Origin of the sequence: Halobacillus sp. (assembly GCF_049282395.1) — a bacterium.
Classification (GTDB): domain Bacteria; phylum Bacillota; class Bacilli; order Bacillales; family Halobacillaceae; genus Halobacillus.
Genome location: NZ_JBAPTY010000110.1, coordinates 1 through 16,033, shown reverse-complemented (window position 1 = coordinate 16,033; position 16,033 = coordinate 1). Strand labels below are relative to the sequence as shown.

The following is a 16,033-nucleotide window of genomic DNA, read 5'->3' as shown; positions in this document are numbered from 1 at the left end:
TCTTTGTTGAGCAGGCATCTTCGAAGTGGATTTCGAGCTCTCTATTTCGCAAGTTCCAGAGGGGGGGGCGATGCAGACTCCTGCGGGATGAACATGATCGGTGAGACCCCGCAGAGCTTGCTCGAGGTGACTCAGCACAAGGGATGTTCGACTAAGGTCGCGCCACGTCCTGTGGCAACGTCGAACGACCCTGCGTCGTGCAGGGCCGGAAAGCGAAATCGTCGCCGGGAGGACCTTCTGCTCAACTAATGTCTCGAAATCAAGTCTTCCAGTATCGGGAGCTTATCTGGCACAAGCAAAAAGTTAAAGGATCATAGTAAAAAAGCCTCTCCTTAGTCAGGAGAGGCTTTATGATTAAGAAAACAGTCATCATTTATAGTACTCGACTGAACAGGGCTACTGCTACAAGAAAAATAATCACAAACCAGAATGCGTAACCGCCGTATTTTTTCCAAGGGAACCGCCGCTTCTTCCAGCGATTAGGATTAAAAGAAATATCTCCGCTTGACTGAGTTGAAGTACGGGTGCGCTGCTGCCAAATCGAAAATGGTCTTGCATTTCGGAGAATGGTGGGAGCAATGGCGAACCCGCCAATCAATCCAAATAAATGGCCGAGCACATTGATATTAGGTCGTGTAAATGTCATGAATAAACCTAATATAAAAATAACCATGACGATCTGTGAGTTGGCCTGATCGATTAGGTGCTTGCGGAAAAGCACCATAAAGACGTAGACGCCAAAAATTCCAAAGATGGCACCGGAAGCTCCTAAATGCTGGTAATAAGCGTCTGGATTTACAATGAAAGTTCCAAGATTCCCTACGATCCCTGCGAACAAATACATAAAGATAAATTTAAACTTACCAAGAATCTGTTCAAGGGCCGGGCCAAATAAGACAAGTGAAAAGGAATTAAATAATGCATGAGCAAACCCTGCATGCAGAAAAATTGGGGTGACAAGCCGCCAATATTCTCCTTCCAGGATTAAGACGTTAACTCCAATTCCAAAGCGGAGGAGGTCCAGCGCGAAACCGAATTGGAGAAAGTCGATTAATATCCACAACAAGAGATGAATACCAACAAGTGTGGAAACAATGGGATAGAATTTGAGAAATTCTTTGAAGCTTTCTGTTCTGACAAACATAGGGGCTATTCTCCTTTTAGTTGCGTTCCCACTATCATACTATGACGGGCCGGGAATCTCATATCCATTTTTATCGGCATAAAATTCGGGTATACTGTTACTACTTCAGTTGAAAAGGAAGATCTTATGTGATCAGAGGTATTGGAATTGACATCATTGAAATGGATCGTATTAAACAAAGTATAAAGCGAAAGCCTCGACTTATTCAAAGAATTTTAACGGAGCGAGAGTACCAGCGTTTTAAAGATTTGAATGAACGACGGCAGATTGAATATGCAGCCGGACGATTTGCCGCTAAAGAAGCCTTGGCTAAATCCCTGGGGACAGGTATTGGTTCTTTGAGTTTTCAGCATATTGAAGTTTTATCTGTTGGCAAAGGAGCCCCGTCTATGAAGGTTCAGGGTTTTGAAAATCTGCACATATGGTTGTCGATCAGCCACAGCACTACGCACGCTGTTGCTCAAGTGGTGTTAGAAGAGAGATAAGAGCGGTAATAGATCTGACATATTTACATAGTTTGTCTCATAACATTGTAATGCGGGTAGGAGGGAACTTTTTGGATATTGTAACCGCACAAGAAATGTACGAAAGGGATCAGGTGGCTATTGAGTCCACTGGGATTGATGGAAAGATGTTAATGGAGAGTGCCGGTCGTGCGGCAGCTGATGATTTGGAGTCTAGAATTAAGCGTGAAGATCAGATTATTGTGCTCATAGGAGCCGGAAATAATGGCGGAGACGGTTTCGTCATTGCGCGCACGCTTTTGAACAGAGGTTACAAGGTGGAAGCCTGGCAGGTCGTTCCTGATGAAAAAATCTCAGGGAACGCAGAAGCCCATCGGAATATTTTTGAAAACTCAGGGTTTGAGCTGAAGAAATTTTCCCGTATGGAAGAATTCCTGCCTTCCCTATACCAGGCAGCCGTGATTATTGATGCGATGCTTGGGATTGGTGTAGAAGGACGTCTGAGGTCCCCTTTAGCCGAAATTGTTGAAAAAGCAAATGAGCATAAAGCGCTTAGACTAGCCATTGATCTCCCGACAGGTCTACCAGCCGGAGAAGGTGTAGACGATTTTGATGCATTCAATGCCGACTACACGACCATTATCGCAGCTCCGAAAATCAGTGTTTTTCTGCAGCACACCAGCCCTTATTACGGAGAGTGGAGCGTCGTTGAAATTGGACTTCCTGTAAAAAAACTTCCGGAAGTTAAGCGGTATTTATGGAGTGTGGAGGACGTTAAGCAGACTTTGCCCAAACGAGTAAGTCATTCTCATAAAGGCAGTCATGGGAAAGGTGTAATGGCAGGAGGCTCCTATTTTATGCCGGGATCTATTGCTATGGCGGCAAGAGCGGCGTTAAGAAGTGGGACGGGTCTGCTTACCATCGCAACAGCTGAAAGTATTATTCCTTCCGTTACTTCTTATGTCCAGGAAGCAACTTTTTCAGGGTTGGCAGAGAAAGAAGGAATGATCACCGGACAAGCGATCCCTGAATTATCAAAGTATGACGGGGCTGCGATTGGTATGGGGCTTGGACGCCATGAAGAAGCTGCAGGACTAGTATTGCATATGCTTAAAGAATGTAAGGGTCCTTTATTGATTGATGCAGATGGTCTTTATGTGCTGAAACCTATGCTTAATGCTTTGAAAAACAGGAGCCTGCCTACGGTCTTAACCCCTCATCCTGGAGAATTTGCTTATCTTGCGGGTGTATCTATTCAAGAAGTCCTGCAATCACCTTTTCGAATAAGCCGAGAATTCGCTTCTGATTACGGAGTGTATCTCGTCCTGAAAGGGCCTTACACCATTATTACTGCTCCAGATGGCGAGCAGCGGGTCGATATGACTGGTAATGCCGGTCTTGCCAAAGGCGGAAGTGGAGACGTTCTGTCTGGTATTCTATTTGGAATGATCCTTCAGTCAGAGAATATTCTCGACGCCTTAAGTAATGGCTGTGTCCTTCATGGTTCGACCGCTGATTTTTTGATTCAGGAGGAACATTCGAAGACTGATTTGCTCGCTTCAGATTTGGTTGAAGCTTTATCCCATACCTTTCGTACATTTTCTGCGTCATCCAAAGAATAACGTTCCCTTTGTCCTTCAGTAGAGACAAAGGAGTTGAGTCTTATGCAAAGACGTTTTCTCATCATATTGTTCACCATGCTGGTTCTTGGAGCGTTAACCGCTTGTGGCTCGCAATCAAAAGAAGATGTTATGAAGAAGCTCGAAAAACAATCAGAAGAAATGGCCGGATATAAGACAGAAGCCAATATGAAGATGCGTACAGGAGAAGAGGAGCAGAAATATCATATCCAAGTCTGGCATAAGAAGGACGATTTCTATCGCGTAAAGCTGGAAAATGATCAGGATGAAAAAGGAAGTCAGATCATTTTAAAAAATGACAGCGGCGTCTATGTCTTAACCCCGGCCCTGAATAAGAGCTTTAAGTTCCAGAGTGAGTGGCCGCAAAATACAAGCCAGCCTTACCTTTATGCTTCTTTACTGAAAGATATTCAGGCCGATGGAGATGCTGAATTCAGCGCTACTGAAAATCATTTTAAATTTAAGACCAAAACAAACTATCAGAACAATAAAACATTACCTTATCAGGAGATCTATTTCGATAAAAAGTCCTACCAGCCGGTTATGGTGAAAGTTTTTGATCAGGATATGAATGCTCTGGTGGAAGTCCAGTTTGCTAATTTCGCAAAAGATGAATCCTTGAAGAAAGAAGATTTCGACGTAGATAAGAATATGGCTATGGCTCCTTCTGAAGTGCCGGTAGCAAGTATGGAAGGAACGGAAATGGCAGAAGTTCTTTATCCTCAGGAAACTTATGGGGCAGATCTTGCTGAAGAGCAGGAAGTTAAGACAGAGGATGGCAAGCGAGTTATTATGACATATGGCGGAGATAAGAGTTTTACTCTTATTCAAGAAAAAGCAGAGGTGCAGCCCGCAAGTGCCCAATATTCCGTGCAGGTAAACGGAGAGCCTGTACAGCTGGCTGATGGTGTTATTGGAGCGATGGAAAATAATCGTCTGGAGTGGAGCCAGAATGGTACAACGTATCAGCTGGCAAGTAATGACTTAACGCAAGCTGAAATGGTTTCAGTGGCAAGCTCCATTAATAATACAGCAGTGAAATAACCATGAAAGGAGCAGGCTTAACGGTCTGCTTTTATTTTTACTTGCTGCTGCAGGAACGCCATTGACAGGGGAACCCGCACGTTCAATAATAGAAAGATATGGAACGAAAGAGGAGGGGACCCCGTGTCAATAGAAACTTTTTATCGAGATTCCTGGGCGGAAGTGGACCTGTCCAAGATTGGTTATAATATCCGGCAGTTGCAGGGGCGTCTTCTGGATGGAACTGAAATCTATGCGGTTGTAAAAGCCAATGCTTATGGACATGGGGATATCCAGGTTGCAAAGCAAGCATTGAAGTCAGGGGCAAAGGCTCTTGCTGTTTCTCTTTTAGATGAAGCAATCCGTCTTCGGGAAGCGGGAATAGAAGAACCTATATTAGTAATGGGATGGACTCGGCCGGAAGACGCTGTAACTGCTTCAGAATACAGGATTTCGGTAACCGTTTTTCAAAAGGAATGGATGGAAAAAGTACAATTGCTTCAATTTGAAAAACCGCTGAAGCTGCATATGAAATGGGATACAGGAATGGGAAGAATCGGAGTTCGCACGACAAAGGAAATAGATGATATTCTCGATCATTTCCGAATTAACCCGAGCTTCGAATTAGAAGCGGTGTTCACTCATTTCGCGACGGCGGATGAAGAGGAAACGGGATATTTCGAAGAACAGGAACGGCGGTTTGAGTATCTATTTTCCCATTTTGAAAGGGTTTGGCAGGAAAACGTCGAAATCCATACAGGGAATAGTGCGGCCAGTATGAGATTTCCAGACCGAATGAAGCACTTTGTCCGGTTTGGAATTAGTATGTACGGCTTATATCCATCAGACGTGGTGAAAGAAGAGCGTCCGATCGCTTTAAAACCTGCCTTTTCCCTGCAGAGCCGTTTAATTCATGTGAAAAAATTGGATGCAGGAGAGGCGGTCAGTTATGGAGCAACCTATCATACCCGTAAAGAAGAATGGATTGGTACTGTTCCTCTTGGTTATGCTGACGGATGGATACGAAAATTACAGGGGATGGAAGTGCTGGTAGACGGCAAACGCCACCCGATCGTTGGAAGGATCTGTATGGATCAATTTATGATTCGTCTTGATCAGGAATATCCTTTGGGCACAAAGGTTACCTTAATTGGTAAACAGGGGGCTCACGAGATTACCACGGATGAAGTGGCGGATTATCTTGAAACCATCAATTATGAAATACCTTGTATGATCAGCTACAGGGTTCCGAGAATGTTTTTTGAAAACGGCCATATGGTGGAAGTAGATAATCCTCTATAAAAACGGGTCCAGGTGTGAGACAATCCTCCTTATGTTTGGATGTAACACAGCACATTTCACGAAAAAATTCCAACATGCCTTTGCAATAGACACTCCCCTTTGATAAGATTAGAGTGGAATTATTGACTGGTTTTCTTTCTGAGAGAAGATGGTGGAGGTGTATGGTTTTGTCCGATAGCATGCAGGAGATTGTCATCCGGATTCCGGATAACCTACTCAATGAAGTGGACGGCTTTATTCAACTCGAAAATAGTGATCGGAGCGATTTCATGTGTCAAGCAACTAAAATGTATTTGCGTGAGAAGAAACAGCGTCATGTCAGGGAATCCATGCGAAGAGGCTACATGGAAATGGCGAAAATTAATTTAAACATCGCTTCAGAAATGTTTCAAGCTGAAGAGGAGGCAGAACACACCCTGGAGCAATTAGTGGGCGGGGTGTGAAGCCAGTGATAGTCAAACGAGGAGACGTTTATTTCGCTGATTTGTCCCCGGTAGTGGGATCAGAGCAAGGCGGGGTTCGTCCTGTACTCATCCTTCAAAATGATATCGGTAATCGTTTTAGCCCTACAGTTATCGTAGCTGCAATTACAGCGCAAATACAAAAAGCCAAACTTCCCACACACGTAGAAATCAATGCAGAAAAATATGGGTTCGAACGAAATTCTGTGATCCTATTGGAACAAATCAGAACGATTGATAAACAGCGTTTGACCGACAAGATTACTCAACTGGATGACGCAATGATGCTGGAAGTCAACAAAGCGTTGCAGATCAGCCTTGGATTAATTGATTTCTGATTACAACAGAGTATAAGGAAAAAACGATGATTTTTTTCCTTAGATAAAGTTACCTGCGTGAGGTAGCTTTATTTTTTTTTATTGTGTAGTTTATAATAGAAATATGATGAACAATTCTTGTAACTTATTATTTTAGCATTCATTTCCACAACGTATTAGTATGATGTTACCTTGATTTTTGGTAACATTATATCTGAATATTATTAGAGCGTGTCCTAATGATTACTGAATAGGGTTCCGAGGCGGAGGTTTAGATAATGGACGAGAAATTAAAGAATGTCGTGTTAGAACACAGCGACGATATTGTGAAAATGTGGCTGGAGGAAATTGATACTCACAAGAAGAATGATTATACATCGACAATATCTGAAGAAATGTTCGAGAGTACAAACCGTGAATTTGTGAATGTCATTTTTTCCAGTATTGAAAAGAAGGGTCTTTCTTCAGATTTAGATGATTTTTCGGAACGATTAATTAACCTGGGGTGGCCGCTTAGCTATCTTACAGATGGAATGCAGGTGTTCAGGCGTGTTGTGACAGGATATATTTTACAGCAGTCCGAAAAAATCGATTCGGATTATTTTTCGAAAGTGTTAAGAGAAGTTGATGACTGGGTGGACCCGATTATCAACCGTTTAGTAAATGAATATTCCGGCAGCTGGGAACACATTGTATCCTTGCAGCGGGTAGCTCTGCAGGAACTGTCAGCCCCATTGATACCCGTCATGGAAAACATCACGATTATGCCGCTTATAGGAACGATTGATACGGAACGTGCCAAGCAGATTATGGAGAACCTTCTAGATGGAGTTATTAAACACAATGCTGAGGTTGTTTTAATTGATATCACGGGAGTGCCTGTCGTTGATACAATGGTGGCCCATCATATTATTCAAGCTGCAGAAGCTGTCCGTTTAATTGGCTCTCGTTGTATCTTAGTGGGCATTCGTCCTGAAATTGCTCAAACGATTGTGAATCTAGGAATTGATCTCGGGAAATTCCCAACAAAAAGTTCACTTCGTAAAGGATTCCAAACAGCACTCGAATTAACGAATCGCCGAATAGAAGAAACTCAGAATAATGATAAAGATATTGAAAGATTAATCGATTCGCTAGACAGGGAGTGAACAAATTGAGAATTCCTATATTAAAATTACACAACTATTTACTGATCTCCATTCAAATCGATTTGGATGATCAGACAGCTATACAATTTCAAGAAGATTTGTTAAGTAAAATTCATGAAAGCGGTGCTTCCGGTGTGGTCATCGATTTAACTTCCGTTGACATCATTGATTCATTCATCGCGAAAGTCCTTGGAGATGTGGTCACGATGTCCGATTTAATGGGTGCCAAAGTGGTACTTACGGGTATTCAGCCAGCTGTGGCTATGACTCTGATTGATTTAGGGATACACTTGCAGGATGTCCCTACTGCTTTAGATTTAGAACAAGGATTGATTAAACTTCGTCAGGAACTGGAGGAGTAGCCCATGGACTTCCAATCCTGTGTGAATATAAAAAAGGAGTGGGACATTGTAGGGGCACGTCAACTTGGTCGGGACATTGCCAGAAAAATTGGGTTTGGCACAGTCGATCAGGCGCGGATTGCCACTGCTATATCAGAGTTAGCAAGGAATATTTATTTGTATGCTGGAACAGGTAAAGTCTGCTTTGAAACTCTTGAAGATATGAATCAAAAAGGAATCAGGATTCTGGCCATAGACAGTGGTCCTGGTATTAAAGAGCTCAGTCAGGTGATGGAAGACGGTTTTTCTACATCTGGCGGGCTCGGTGCAGGCCTTCCGGGTGTGAAGCGTCTAATGGACGATTTCGATATTACATCCGAAGAAGGACAAGGGACTGAAATTACAGTCATTAAATGGCTCCGTTAAAGGAGGATTAGACGATGAGTACACTGAAGCTTGATCTGGAAAATTATAAAGAACTTCTACAGGAATATATCAAAACACAAGATGAACAAGCTCTGTATCAGGCAGAGCAGTTCAGTAAGCAGTCTATGCAGCAAAACATTTCACCTGAAGAAATTATAAATGTGCATATTCAATCCTTACAGGAACTATACCCGGAAATGCCGGATTACATTCAGGCATCGATGAATTTTCTTTTGGAAACTATGATTTCTTATGGACTGGCTTATCAAGAACATCAATCGCTGCGTGAAAAACAGCTGGAGCTTAAGTCCGAAATTTCTGTAGCCGCTAATATGCAAAAAACCTTATTGTCTACTGTTAAACCGGATTTGAAAGAGGTAGACATTGGAGCTTTAAGTGTACCTGCTAAACAGATGAATGGAGATTACCACCATTTTGTTCAGGATGGCAAAGGTTCTCTCGGAATAGCTGTTGCGGATGTTATCGGAAAAGGGGTACCTGCAGCTTTGTGTATGTCTATGATCAAATATTCAATGGACAGCTATCCGGAAATGCGTATGGATCCAAGCGTGATTCTGGGCAGTTTGAATCGCGTCGTTGAACGAAATGTGGATGCGAGTATGTTCATTACAATGTTTTATGGACTCTATAATTCTAATACGCACACTTTCTCTTATTCTTCTGCGGGGCATGAGCCTGGTTTTTATTACTATAGTGACCGGGATGAGTTCGAGGAAATTGATGTGCCTGGACTTGTTCTAGGGGTATCGCCGGAAACAAGCTACACTCAGTATGAAAAGAAAGTGGAAAAGGGCGATATGATTATCCTTCTCACAGACGGAGTGACGGAGTGCAGGCAGGGAGATCGTTTTATTGAGCAGGAAGAAATTCTTCACGTTATCAAACAATATTCCCATTTGCCGGCTCAGGAAACGGTAGAGAATGTGTACAAGCATTTTGAACGTCTTCAGGACTTTCATCTGCGTGATGATTTCACCCTGATCATTTTAAAAAGAAATGTTTAGTCCTCAAATGAAACGGGTATTTACCGTTTGATGGACTTTTACAGGAATATTAGGAGGACTTTTAGATGAACCTAACGATAGATGTTACGAATAAAGAAAATGTCGCTTATGTTGTACTTTCGGGAGAGGTGGATGCATTTACGGCACCGAAGCTAAAGGATGCTCTATTGCCTCTAACGAAAGAAGAAGGTCAGACTGTGGAAGTTGATCTGCAGAATGTGAATTACATGGATTCTACAGGTCTCGGTGTCTTTATAAGCGCCTTAAAATCCACAAAAGAGTACAACACTGATTTGAAATTGGTACAAATGCAGGAGCGTGTGTACCGCTTGTTTAAAATTACCGGTCTTACAGAGATCATGAATATAGATTCTACAGTACAAGGTGGAATGCAATAATGGAACCATTTGATTTTGTTGAAATAAAGGTCCCTGCCAAAGCGGAGTATATCGGCGTGGTACGTTTAAGCATTTCTGGTATCGCCAACCGCATGGGTTTTACCTATGAAGATATTGAAGATTTAAAAGTAGCCATTTCTGAAGCCATTACGAATGCTGTTAAACACGGCTATAATGAAACGGGTGAAGGAGAAATAACCATCGGTTTTGGTGTGTATGATGACCGCCTTGAAGTAATGGTTGCAGACCACGGCGGCAGCTTTAACCTTGGAGATATTAAGCAGGATATCGGTCCTTACAAGCAAGATGACAATATTGAAGAGCTCCGTGAAGGTGGCTTCGGTTTGTTCTTGATCGATGCACTTATGGATAAAGTTGAAATTAATAGTAAATATGGAGTAATTGTACTAATGACGAAATATCTCCATGAAGCTGAGGTGGGTCAGAATGGCGACCAGATCTCAACATCACAATGATGAAGTATATGAATGGATAGAGCATTTACAAGAACATCCTACTGATGAAGCAGTGCAGGAGAAGATTGTTCTTGTCTATAAAGACCTTGTGGAATCCATTGCACGCAAGTATTCAAAAAACAGCACCATCCATGAAGACCTGGTCCAGGTTGGTATGCTGGGTCTTTTAGCGGCCATTCGCCGGTATGATCCTTCTTTTGGAAAGTCTTTTGAATCATTTGCTATCCCTACGATCATCGGAGAGATTAAACGATTTATCCGTGACAAAACGTGGAGTGTACATGTTCCCCGTCGTATTAAAGAGCTTGGCCCTAAAATTAAAAAAGCGGCCGAAGAACTCACCAACACTCTTCAGCGGTCCCCGTCCGTTATTGAAATAGCGGACCACCTGGAAGTTTCAGAAGAGGATGTCCTCGAAACGATGGAAATGGGTAAAAGCTACAAAGCTTTATCTGTTGATCGTAAAATTGAAGCGGATTCTGATGGAAGTACGGTAACGATCCTTGACCTTATCGGCAATCAGGAAGATGGATATTCTCAAATTGATCAGCAGATGCTTCTCGAGAAAGTCCTTCCAATTCTAAGTGAACGGGAACAGGAAATTCTTCAGTGCACGTACTTTGAGAATATGAGCCAAAAGGATACAGGAGAAAAACTGGGGATTTCCCAGATGCACGTTTCTCGTCTTCAACGACGAGCTCTTCGCAAACTAAGGGAAGCCTTGCAAGCTGAATCGGTAGAGGCCTTCTAGTGGAAGAACAGTACAAGCATGTCCGTCTATCGATTTATCAAAAAGCGAAAAGAGGCAACTACTATTGCGGAGATAGTTACTTTTATAAAGAAACGGAAGATGCTTTCATATGTGCTTTAGCTGATGGATTGGGAAGTGGAGAAATGGCTCATGAATCTTCTAAAGCCGTTATGAATGTCATTGAAGAACACACGGATTTAACTATTGAAGCCCTGGTTCGTAAATGTAATGAAGTGTTAGTAGGTAAACGAGGAGTCGTTCTTGGCATACTTAGAATAGACTTTACTGCTAAAACATATTCATACTCTTCCATTGGGAATATTGGAGTCATTATCATTGAACCAGATGGCAGAAGACATCGCAATATTCCATTGGCAGGTTATTTAGCCGGATTCTCTCGTAAGTTAAGAGTATCCAGGGGAGAGATCAGCGCAGGTATGATCTTTATGCTTTTTTCGGATGGAGTAAATGACCGTCGATTAACATCTAAATATATCTCCACGAATAATGTGAACGATATTACTGATCAATATAAAGAACTTTATGGACAAGCCAGAGAAGATGATACCACTTTAATTGCCATGGAGTATGTATAAAAGGCCTTATTCTTTCTAAAAGAGAATAAGGCCTTTTTCAATAGCTAAAAAAGAGGAAGGATGATTTCGCGTTCTTCTGACGGACCATCCAAGAATTTGATACAATACAGAGTAGAGGTTTGTGAAGGAGGACTTTTTTTGAGTGAAATAGAGCAGAAGCCTGAGTTGATGAGCATGGTAGCTCAACAGACCAGTATCAAGGAATCATCGGTTAAGCAAGTTATAGAATTACTGAATGAAGGAAATACCGTGCCTTTCATTGCCCGCTATAGAAAAGAATTGACGGGTGGATTAGATGAAGTACAGATTAAAACAATAGAAGATCAGTGGAGTTATGTAAAAAATCTGACGCAAAGAAAAGAAGAAGTCATTCGGTTAATCGATGAGCAGGATAAATTAACTGAAGAATTGCGTAAAGAAATTCAGCAAGCGACTCAGCTTCAAAAAGTTGAGGACCTATATCGCCCTTATAAGCAGAAGCGAAGAACAAGAGCTACGATTGCGAAGGACAAAGGTTTGGAACCTCTTGCTTTGCGAGTGTGGGAGCAAAAAGATATGAACTTCTCTAAAGAAGCGCTATCCTACTTTTCTGAAGAACACGAAATGGAAAGTGAAGAAGAGGTAGAAGCTGGTGTGAATGATATTATTGCCGAATGGATTTCGGATGACCCAGCCTACCGGGATCAAATAAGGAAACAGACCTTTCAAAAAGGGACGATACAATCATCTGATAAAAACGCAGATAAGGATGAAAAAAATATATTCGAAATGTACTACGAATACCAGGAACCTGTAAGATCGATCGTTTCCCACCGTATCTTAGCGTTAAATCGCGGGGAGAAGGAAGGCGTATTAAAAGTAGGAGTGCATCCTCCTGAAGAATCCATTGTTGGTTACATAGAGAGAAAGGTGGTCAAGAATTCTACTTCAGGCAAACTACGGGAAATTTTAACGGAAGCCATTCAGGATAGTTATAAGCGCTTAATTCAACCTTCCATCGAAAGAGAAATCAGGAATTCACTCTCTGAAAGCGCCGAAGAGCAGGCGATTGAAGTGTTCTCCAGTAACCTCCGAAGTTTGTTGCTGCAGCCACCGTTAAAAGGGAAAGTTGTATTAGGAGTGGATCCTGCCTACCGTACCGGGTGCAAATTGGCGGTTATTGATGAAACCGGGAAAGTACTTGATATTGCCGTTGTTTATCCAACAGCACCCAAAAATGATACGGCCGGAGCAGAGAAAAAAATATTGTCGTTTATGAAGAAATATCCGATTGAACTTATGGCGATTGGAAATGGAACGGCTTCCAGAGAAACAGAACAATTCATTGCGGATATGATTCAAAAACATAACCTGGATGCTTCTTATATGATCGTGAACGAAGCGGGAGCCAGTGTGTATTCTGCTTCCAAGTTAGCACGTGAAGAGTTCCCTGATCTGCAAGTCGAAGAAAGAAGTGCTGTATCTATAGCCCGGAGAGTTCAGGACCCATTAGCGGAACTAGTAAAAATTGATCCGAAATCCATTGGAGTCGGTCAGTACCAGCATGATGTCACTCAGAAGAAATTAAATGAATCATTGACGTTCGTGGTAGAAACTGTAGTTAACCAGGTAGGAGTAAACGTTAATACAGCTTCTTCTTCTTTACTGCAATACGTATCGGGTCTTAGTAAAGCTGTAGCCAATAATGTAGTGAAGAAGAGAGAAGAAATCGGGAAATTTACGAAACGCTCGGAGCTTAAGGATATTCCAAGGCTTGGGGCCAAGACGTATGAACAGAGTATTGGATTTTTAAGAATTCTGGATGGAAAAGAACCATTGGATCGTACACCTATTCACCCGGAAAGCTATCGTTCTGCCCGCTCACTTTTGAAAATGGTCGGTGCTACTGTTGAAGATTTAGGCAGCTCAGAAATGGCAGAGAAGCTGAAGGCAATGGATGTCAAACAAACAGCTGAAGAACTGGACCTCGGCACGATGACATTTGAGGACATTAGGAAATCACTCGTTCAGCCTGGACGTGACCCGAGGGATGACTTGCCAAAACCACTGCTGAAAACGAATGTATTATCTATGGATGATCTAGAACAAGGTATGGAGCTTGAGGGAACGATTAGAAACGTAGTGGATTTTGGGGCTTTTGTAGATATAGGAGTAAAACAGGACGGGCTTGTCCATATTTCCAAGCTTTCGAATAAGTTTGTTAAACACCCAATGGACGTTGTTTCTGTAGGAGATGTTGTAACGGTCTGGGTAGATCAGGTAGATACCCAAAAACAACGAATCGCGCTTACTATGCTGCCACAATCATAAGAATTGCTCTAGATACCCGGGAGGAGATTTTCCTTCTGGGTATTCTTTTATTTATAGAGATGTTGGTAATAGTACCAGCACTGGTTCAGCATTTTAATTTGGTATTTATCTTTATTGGCGAAAGCTCTCGCCATTTGATTTTTTAGCCATGCGGGCATGAATATCAACTCCTTTGTATTCATCTTTTTTGAGACTTATGATAAAGTATGCTAAAAAGCCGGGAGGTGTTCCTGTATGAAGCTGACAAATGAAGAATTACAACAATGGACAGAAGAAATTTCACTTGCCAATTTTCAAAAGCCTTACGTAGATAACGTCGAATTCAACCCAAGACTTCGAACGACAGGAGGCCGGTATATTCCTTCCAAAAGAGTGATCGAACTAAACCCTAAGTATTTGGAAGAACTGGGAGAGGAAGAGTTTAAGGGCATCATTAAACATGAGCTTTGTCATTATCATTTGCATATCGAGGGTAAAGGATACAAGCACGGGGACCGTGATTTTAAAGAACTTCTGAAAACCACGAACTCTCCAAGGTTCTGTGAAGCCTTGCCATCTCAAAAGCAGAAGCAGGCAGAGTTACATTATTATATGTGCACCTCATGCGGTCGGGAATATACGAGAAAGAGAAGAGTAAATACGAAAAGGTATGGCTGCGGAAAATGCAGGGGAAAACTTAAAAAGAAGTGAAAAATCCATTGACGGATTATTAAGTGCGTGTTAAATTAAATAAGCCTTAACAAAACAACCCCCGAAACAAGAAAAAGAAACAAATTTTTTGTGGAAAAGGGTTTGACATTATCAGTTGGATATTATATTATATAAAACGTCGCTGATAGCGAAGTTGTTTTTAGGACAAGCAAACAAATTCAATGTTTTTCATTATTCCAACGTAGCTCAGTGGTAGAGCAATCGGCTGTTAACCGATCGGTCGTAGGTTCGAATCCTACCGTTGGAGCCATTATGGAGAAGTACTCAAGTGGCTGAAGAGGCGCCCCTGCTAAGGGTGTAGGTCGCGCAAGCGGCGCGAGGGTTCAAATCCCTCCTTCTCCGCCATTACTTATTATGTGTTGGCCCGTTGGTCAAGTGGTTAAGACACCGCCCTTTCACGGCGGTAACACGGGTTCGAATCCCGTACGGGTCACTTTTTAATACATAGGTCCGGTAGTTCAGTTGGTTAGAATGCCTGCCTGTCACGCAGGAGGTCGCGGGTTCGAGTCCCGTCCGGACCGCCACTTTAATGTTTGGGCCATAGCCAAGCGGTAAGGCAACGGTTTTTGGTACCGTCATGCGCTGGTTCGAATCCAGCTGGCCCAGCCATTTTCTTTTGAAAAATGAGTTGACAAAATGCATTGGACGTTATATGATAGTCCTTGTGCTTTTAAAAAAGCTCCTTGATTTTTCATTAGAAACTAGATTGATAACATTACGAACGATTAGTTCAGTTGGTAGAGCAAGCCAACTACTTGAACTGCCACCTTCGCAGGCTTGCGAGGAGTGAGACTTCTTCGAGTAAACTTGCAACACCACGAGCATATTTCGAACTAGTAATGAGATCCTAATTAACATTGCGAGCCATTAGCTCAGTTGGTAGAGCATCTGACTTTTAATCAGAGGGTCGAAGGTTCGAATCCTTCATGGCTCACCATTTATTAACGCGGGTGTGGTGGAATTGGCAGACACGCTAGATTTAGGATCTAGTGCTTCACGGCGTGGGGGTTCAAGTCCCTCCACCCGCACTTTCCAATCACCATGATCAGCAGCGGATTGTCTTTACAACTTGCGGTCGTGGCGGAATCGGCAGACGCGCTAGGTTGAGGGCCTAGTGGGGGCAACCCCGTGGAGGTTCAAGTCCTCTCGGCCGCACTAAGTTTTTTCAAAAAACCCTTGCGTTAAACCGGAAAGCATGTTACATTAATAAATGTCGCTTTTTTGATAAGCGCCCGTAGCTCAATTGGATAGAGCGTCTGACTACGGATCAGAAGGCTAGGGGTTCGACTCCTCTCGGGCGCACCATTATACGGGAAGTAGCTCAGCTTGGTAGAGCACTTGGTTTGGGACCAAGGGGTCGCAGGTTCGAATCCTGTCTTCCCGACCATCGAGCAACTCTTACATTTAATAATTATATATTGCGGGTGTAGTTTAGTGGTAAAACCTCAGCCTTCCAAGCTGATGATGAGGGTTCGATTCCCTTCACCCGCTCCATTATTT

General features: G+C 42.6%; 18 protein-coding genes and 11 tRNA genes. 27 read left to right on the top strand and 2 right to left on the bottom strand.

Features of this window, described 5'->3' with window-relative positions; translation table 11 throughout:
• Positions 1–373: 373 nt before the first annotated feature.
• The gene (locus WAM07_RS05360) at positions 374–1,144 is read right to left on the bottom strand and encodes a rhomboid family intramembrane serine protease (RefSeq protein ID WP_422165380.1); all 771 of its coding nucleotides are present in this window, start codon (positions 1,142–1,144) and stop codon (positions 374–376) included.
• 128 nt (positions 1,145–1,272) lie between these two features.
• Here WAM07_RS05360 and acpS point away from each other — a divergent pair, with 128 nt between their 5' ends.
• The 15 genes from acpS to WAM07_RS05285 all read left to right on the top strand — a co-directional run bounded on the left by acpS (position 1,273) and on the right by WAM07_RS05285 (position 13,822).
• A complete protein-coding gene (gene acpS, locus WAM07_RS05355; RefSeq protein WP_422165378.1) occupies positions 1,273–1,629 on the top strand; it encodes a holo-ACP synthase in 357 nt (118 codons plus the stop codon).
• A 71-nt stretch (positions 1,630–1,700) separates the two neighbouring features.
• Entirely contained in the window at positions 1,701–3,230 is a 1,530-nt protein-coding gene (locus WAM07_RS05350) for an NAD(P)H-hydrate dehydratase (RefSeq protein WP_422165376.1), read from the top strand.
• A 42-nt stretch (positions 3,231–3,272) separates the two neighbouring features.
• Positions 3,273–4,292 carry a LolA family protein gene (locus WAM07_RS05345; protein WP_422165374.1) on the top strand — a complete coding sequence of 340 codons (1,020 nt, stop codon included), beginning with the start codon at positions 3,273–3,275 and terminating at the stop codon, positions 4,290–4,292.
• A 123-nt stretch (positions 4,293–4,415) separates the two neighbouring features.
• Positions 4,416–5,573, top strand: coding sequence for an alanine racemase (gene alr, locus WAM07_RS05340; protein WP_422165372.1), 1,158 nt, complete (start codon positions 4,416–4,418; stop codon positions 5,571–5,573).
• Positions 5,574–5,734: 161 nt separating this feature from the next.
• The gene (locus WAM07_RS05335; protein WP_014641674.1) at positions 5,735–6,016 is read left to right on the top strand and encodes a CopG family ribbon-helix-helix protein; all 282 of its coding nucleotides are present in this window, start codon (positions 5,735–5,737) and stop codon (positions 6,014–6,016) included.
• A 5-nt stretch (positions 6,017–6,021) separates the two neighbouring features.
• Positions 6,022–6,372 carry a type II toxin-antitoxin system PemK/MazF family toxin gene (locus WAM07_RS05330; RefSeq protein ID WP_014641675.1) on the top strand — a complete coding sequence of 117 codons (351 nt, stop codon included), beginning with the start codon at positions 6,022–6,024 and terminating at the stop codon, positions 6,370–6,372.
• 257 nt (positions 6,373–6,629) lie between these two features.
• Positions 6,630–7,499: an RsbT co-antagonist protein RsbRA gene (locus WAM07_RS05325; RefSeq protein WP_224895952.1), complete on the top strand. Its 870-nt coding sequence runs from the start codon at positions 6,630–6,632 to the stop codon at positions 7,497–7,499.
• 5 nt (positions 7,500–7,504) lie between these two features.
• A complete protein-coding gene (locus WAM07_RS05320) occupies positions 7,505–7,861 on the top strand; it encodes an STAS domain-containing protein (RefSeq protein ID WP_014641677.1) in 357 nt (118 codons plus the stop codon).
• A 3-nt stretch (positions 7,862–7,864) separates the two neighbouring features.
• A complete protein-coding gene (locus tag WAM07_RS05315) occupies positions 7,865–8,266 on the top strand; it encodes an anti-sigma regulatory factor (protein WP_422165369.1) in 402 nt (133 codons plus the stop codon).
• A gap of 14 nt (positions 8,267–8,280) precedes the next feature.
• Positions 8,281–9,291, top strand: a complete 1,011-nt coding sequence (locus WAM07_RS05310; protein ID WP_422165367.1) for a PP2C family protein-serine/threonine phosphatase — start codon at positions 8,281–8,283, stop codon at positions 9,289–9,291.
• Between the two features lie 65 nt (positions 9,292–9,356).
• A complete protein-coding gene (locus WAM07_RS05305; RefSeq protein ID WP_422165365.1) occupies positions 9,357–9,689 on the top strand; it encodes an STAS domain-containing protein in 333 nt (110 codons plus the stop codon).
• Complete coding sequence (rsbW, locus tag WAM07_RS05300) at positions 9,689–10,165, top strand: anti-sigma B factor RsbW (protein ID WP_014641681.1); 477 nt, start codon at positions 9,689–9,691, stop codon at positions 10,163–10,165. Before WAM07_RS05305 ends, rsbW begins: the two co-directional genes overlap by 1 nt.
• Positions 10,137–10,916 carry an RNA polymerase sigma factor SigB gene (gene sigB / locus WAM07_RS05295; RefSeq protein WP_014641682.1) on the top strand — a complete coding sequence of 260 codons (780 nt, stop codon included), beginning with the start codon at positions 10,137–10,139 and terminating at the stop codon, positions 10,914–10,916. Before rsbW ends, sigB begins: the two co-directional genes overlap by 29 nt.
• On the top strand, positions 10,916–11,512 hold the full coding sequence (locus WAM07_RS05290; RefSeq protein ID WP_422165362.1) for a PP2C family serine/threonine-protein phosphatase: 597 nt from the start codon (positions 10,916–10,918) through the stop codon (positions 11,510–11,512). Before sigB ends, WAM07_RS05290 begins: the two co-directional genes overlap by 1 nt.
• A 168-nt stretch (positions 11,513–11,680) precedes the next feature.
• Complete coding sequence (locus tag WAM07_RS05285; RefSeq protein ID WP_422165382.1) at positions 11,681–13,822, top strand: Tex family protein; 2,142 nt, start codon at positions 11,681–11,683, stop codon at positions 13,820–13,822.
• A 47-nt stretch (positions 13,823–13,869) separates the two neighbouring features.
• On the opposite strand, the gene cmpA is transcribed toward WAM07_RS05285, so the two are convergent.
• Positions 13,870–13,980 (bottom strand): cortex morphogenetic protein CmpA, encoded by a 111-nt coding sequence (gene cmpA, locus WAM07_RS05280; protein ID WP_087946026.1) that lies wholly within the window; start codon positions 13,978–13,980, stop codon positions 13,870–13,872.
• 76 nt (positions 13,981–14,056) lie between these two features.
• Between cmpA and WAM07_RS05275 the strand changes: the two genes are divergently transcribed.
• The 12 genes from WAM07_RS05275 to WAM07_RS05220 all read left to right on the top strand — a co-directional run bounded on the left by WAM07_RS05275 (position 14,057) and on the right by WAM07_RS05220 (position 16,027).
• On the top strand, positions 14,057–14,512 hold the full coding sequence (locus WAM07_RS05275) for a SprT family protein (RefSeq protein ID WP_422165360.1): 456 nt from the start codon (positions 14,057–14,059) through the stop codon (positions 14,510–14,512).
• 196 nt (positions 14,513–14,708) lie between these two features.
• Positions 14,709–14,783, top strand: a tRNA-Asn gene (locus WAM07_RS05270).
• Positions 14,784–14,787: 4 nt separating this feature from the next.
• Positions 14,788–14,878: transfer RNA gene (locus tag WAM07_RS05265), tRNA-Ser, on the top strand.
• A 16-nt stretch (positions 14,879–14,894) separates the two neighbouring features.
• Positions 14,895–14,966, top strand: a tRNA-Glu gene (locus tag WAM07_RS05260).
• A 14-nt stretch (positions 14,967–14,980) separates the two neighbouring features.
• Positions 14,981–15,057: transfer RNA gene (locus tag WAM07_RS05255), tRNA-Asp, on the top strand.
• Positions 15,058–15,067: 10 nt separating this feature from the next.
• Positions 15,068–15,142, top strand: a tRNA-Gln gene (locus tag WAM07_RS05250).
• Positions 15,143–15,394: 252 nt separating this feature from the next.
• Positions 15,395–15,470 (top strand) — tRNA-Lys (locus tag WAM07_RS05245).
• A 9-nt stretch (positions 15,471–15,479) separates the two neighbouring features.
• A tRNA-Leu gene (locus WAM07_RS05240) sits at positions 15,480–15,561 on the top strand.
• Between the two features lie 43 nt (positions 15,562–15,604).
• Positions 15,605–15,688, top strand: a tRNA-Leu gene (locus tag WAM07_RS05235).
• 73 nt (positions 15,689–15,761) lie between these two features.
• Positions 15,762–15,838: transfer RNA gene (locus WAM07_RS05230), tRNA-Arg, on the top strand.
• A 5-nt stretch (positions 15,839–15,843) separates the two neighbouring features.
• A tRNA-Pro gene (locus tag WAM07_RS05225) sits at positions 15,844–15,920 on the top strand.
• Positions 15,921–15,953: 33 nt separating this feature from the next.
• A tRNA-Gly gene (locus tag WAM07_RS05220) sits at positions 15,954–16,027 on the top strand.
• The last annotated feature ends 6 nt before the right edge of the window (positions 16,028–16,033 follow it).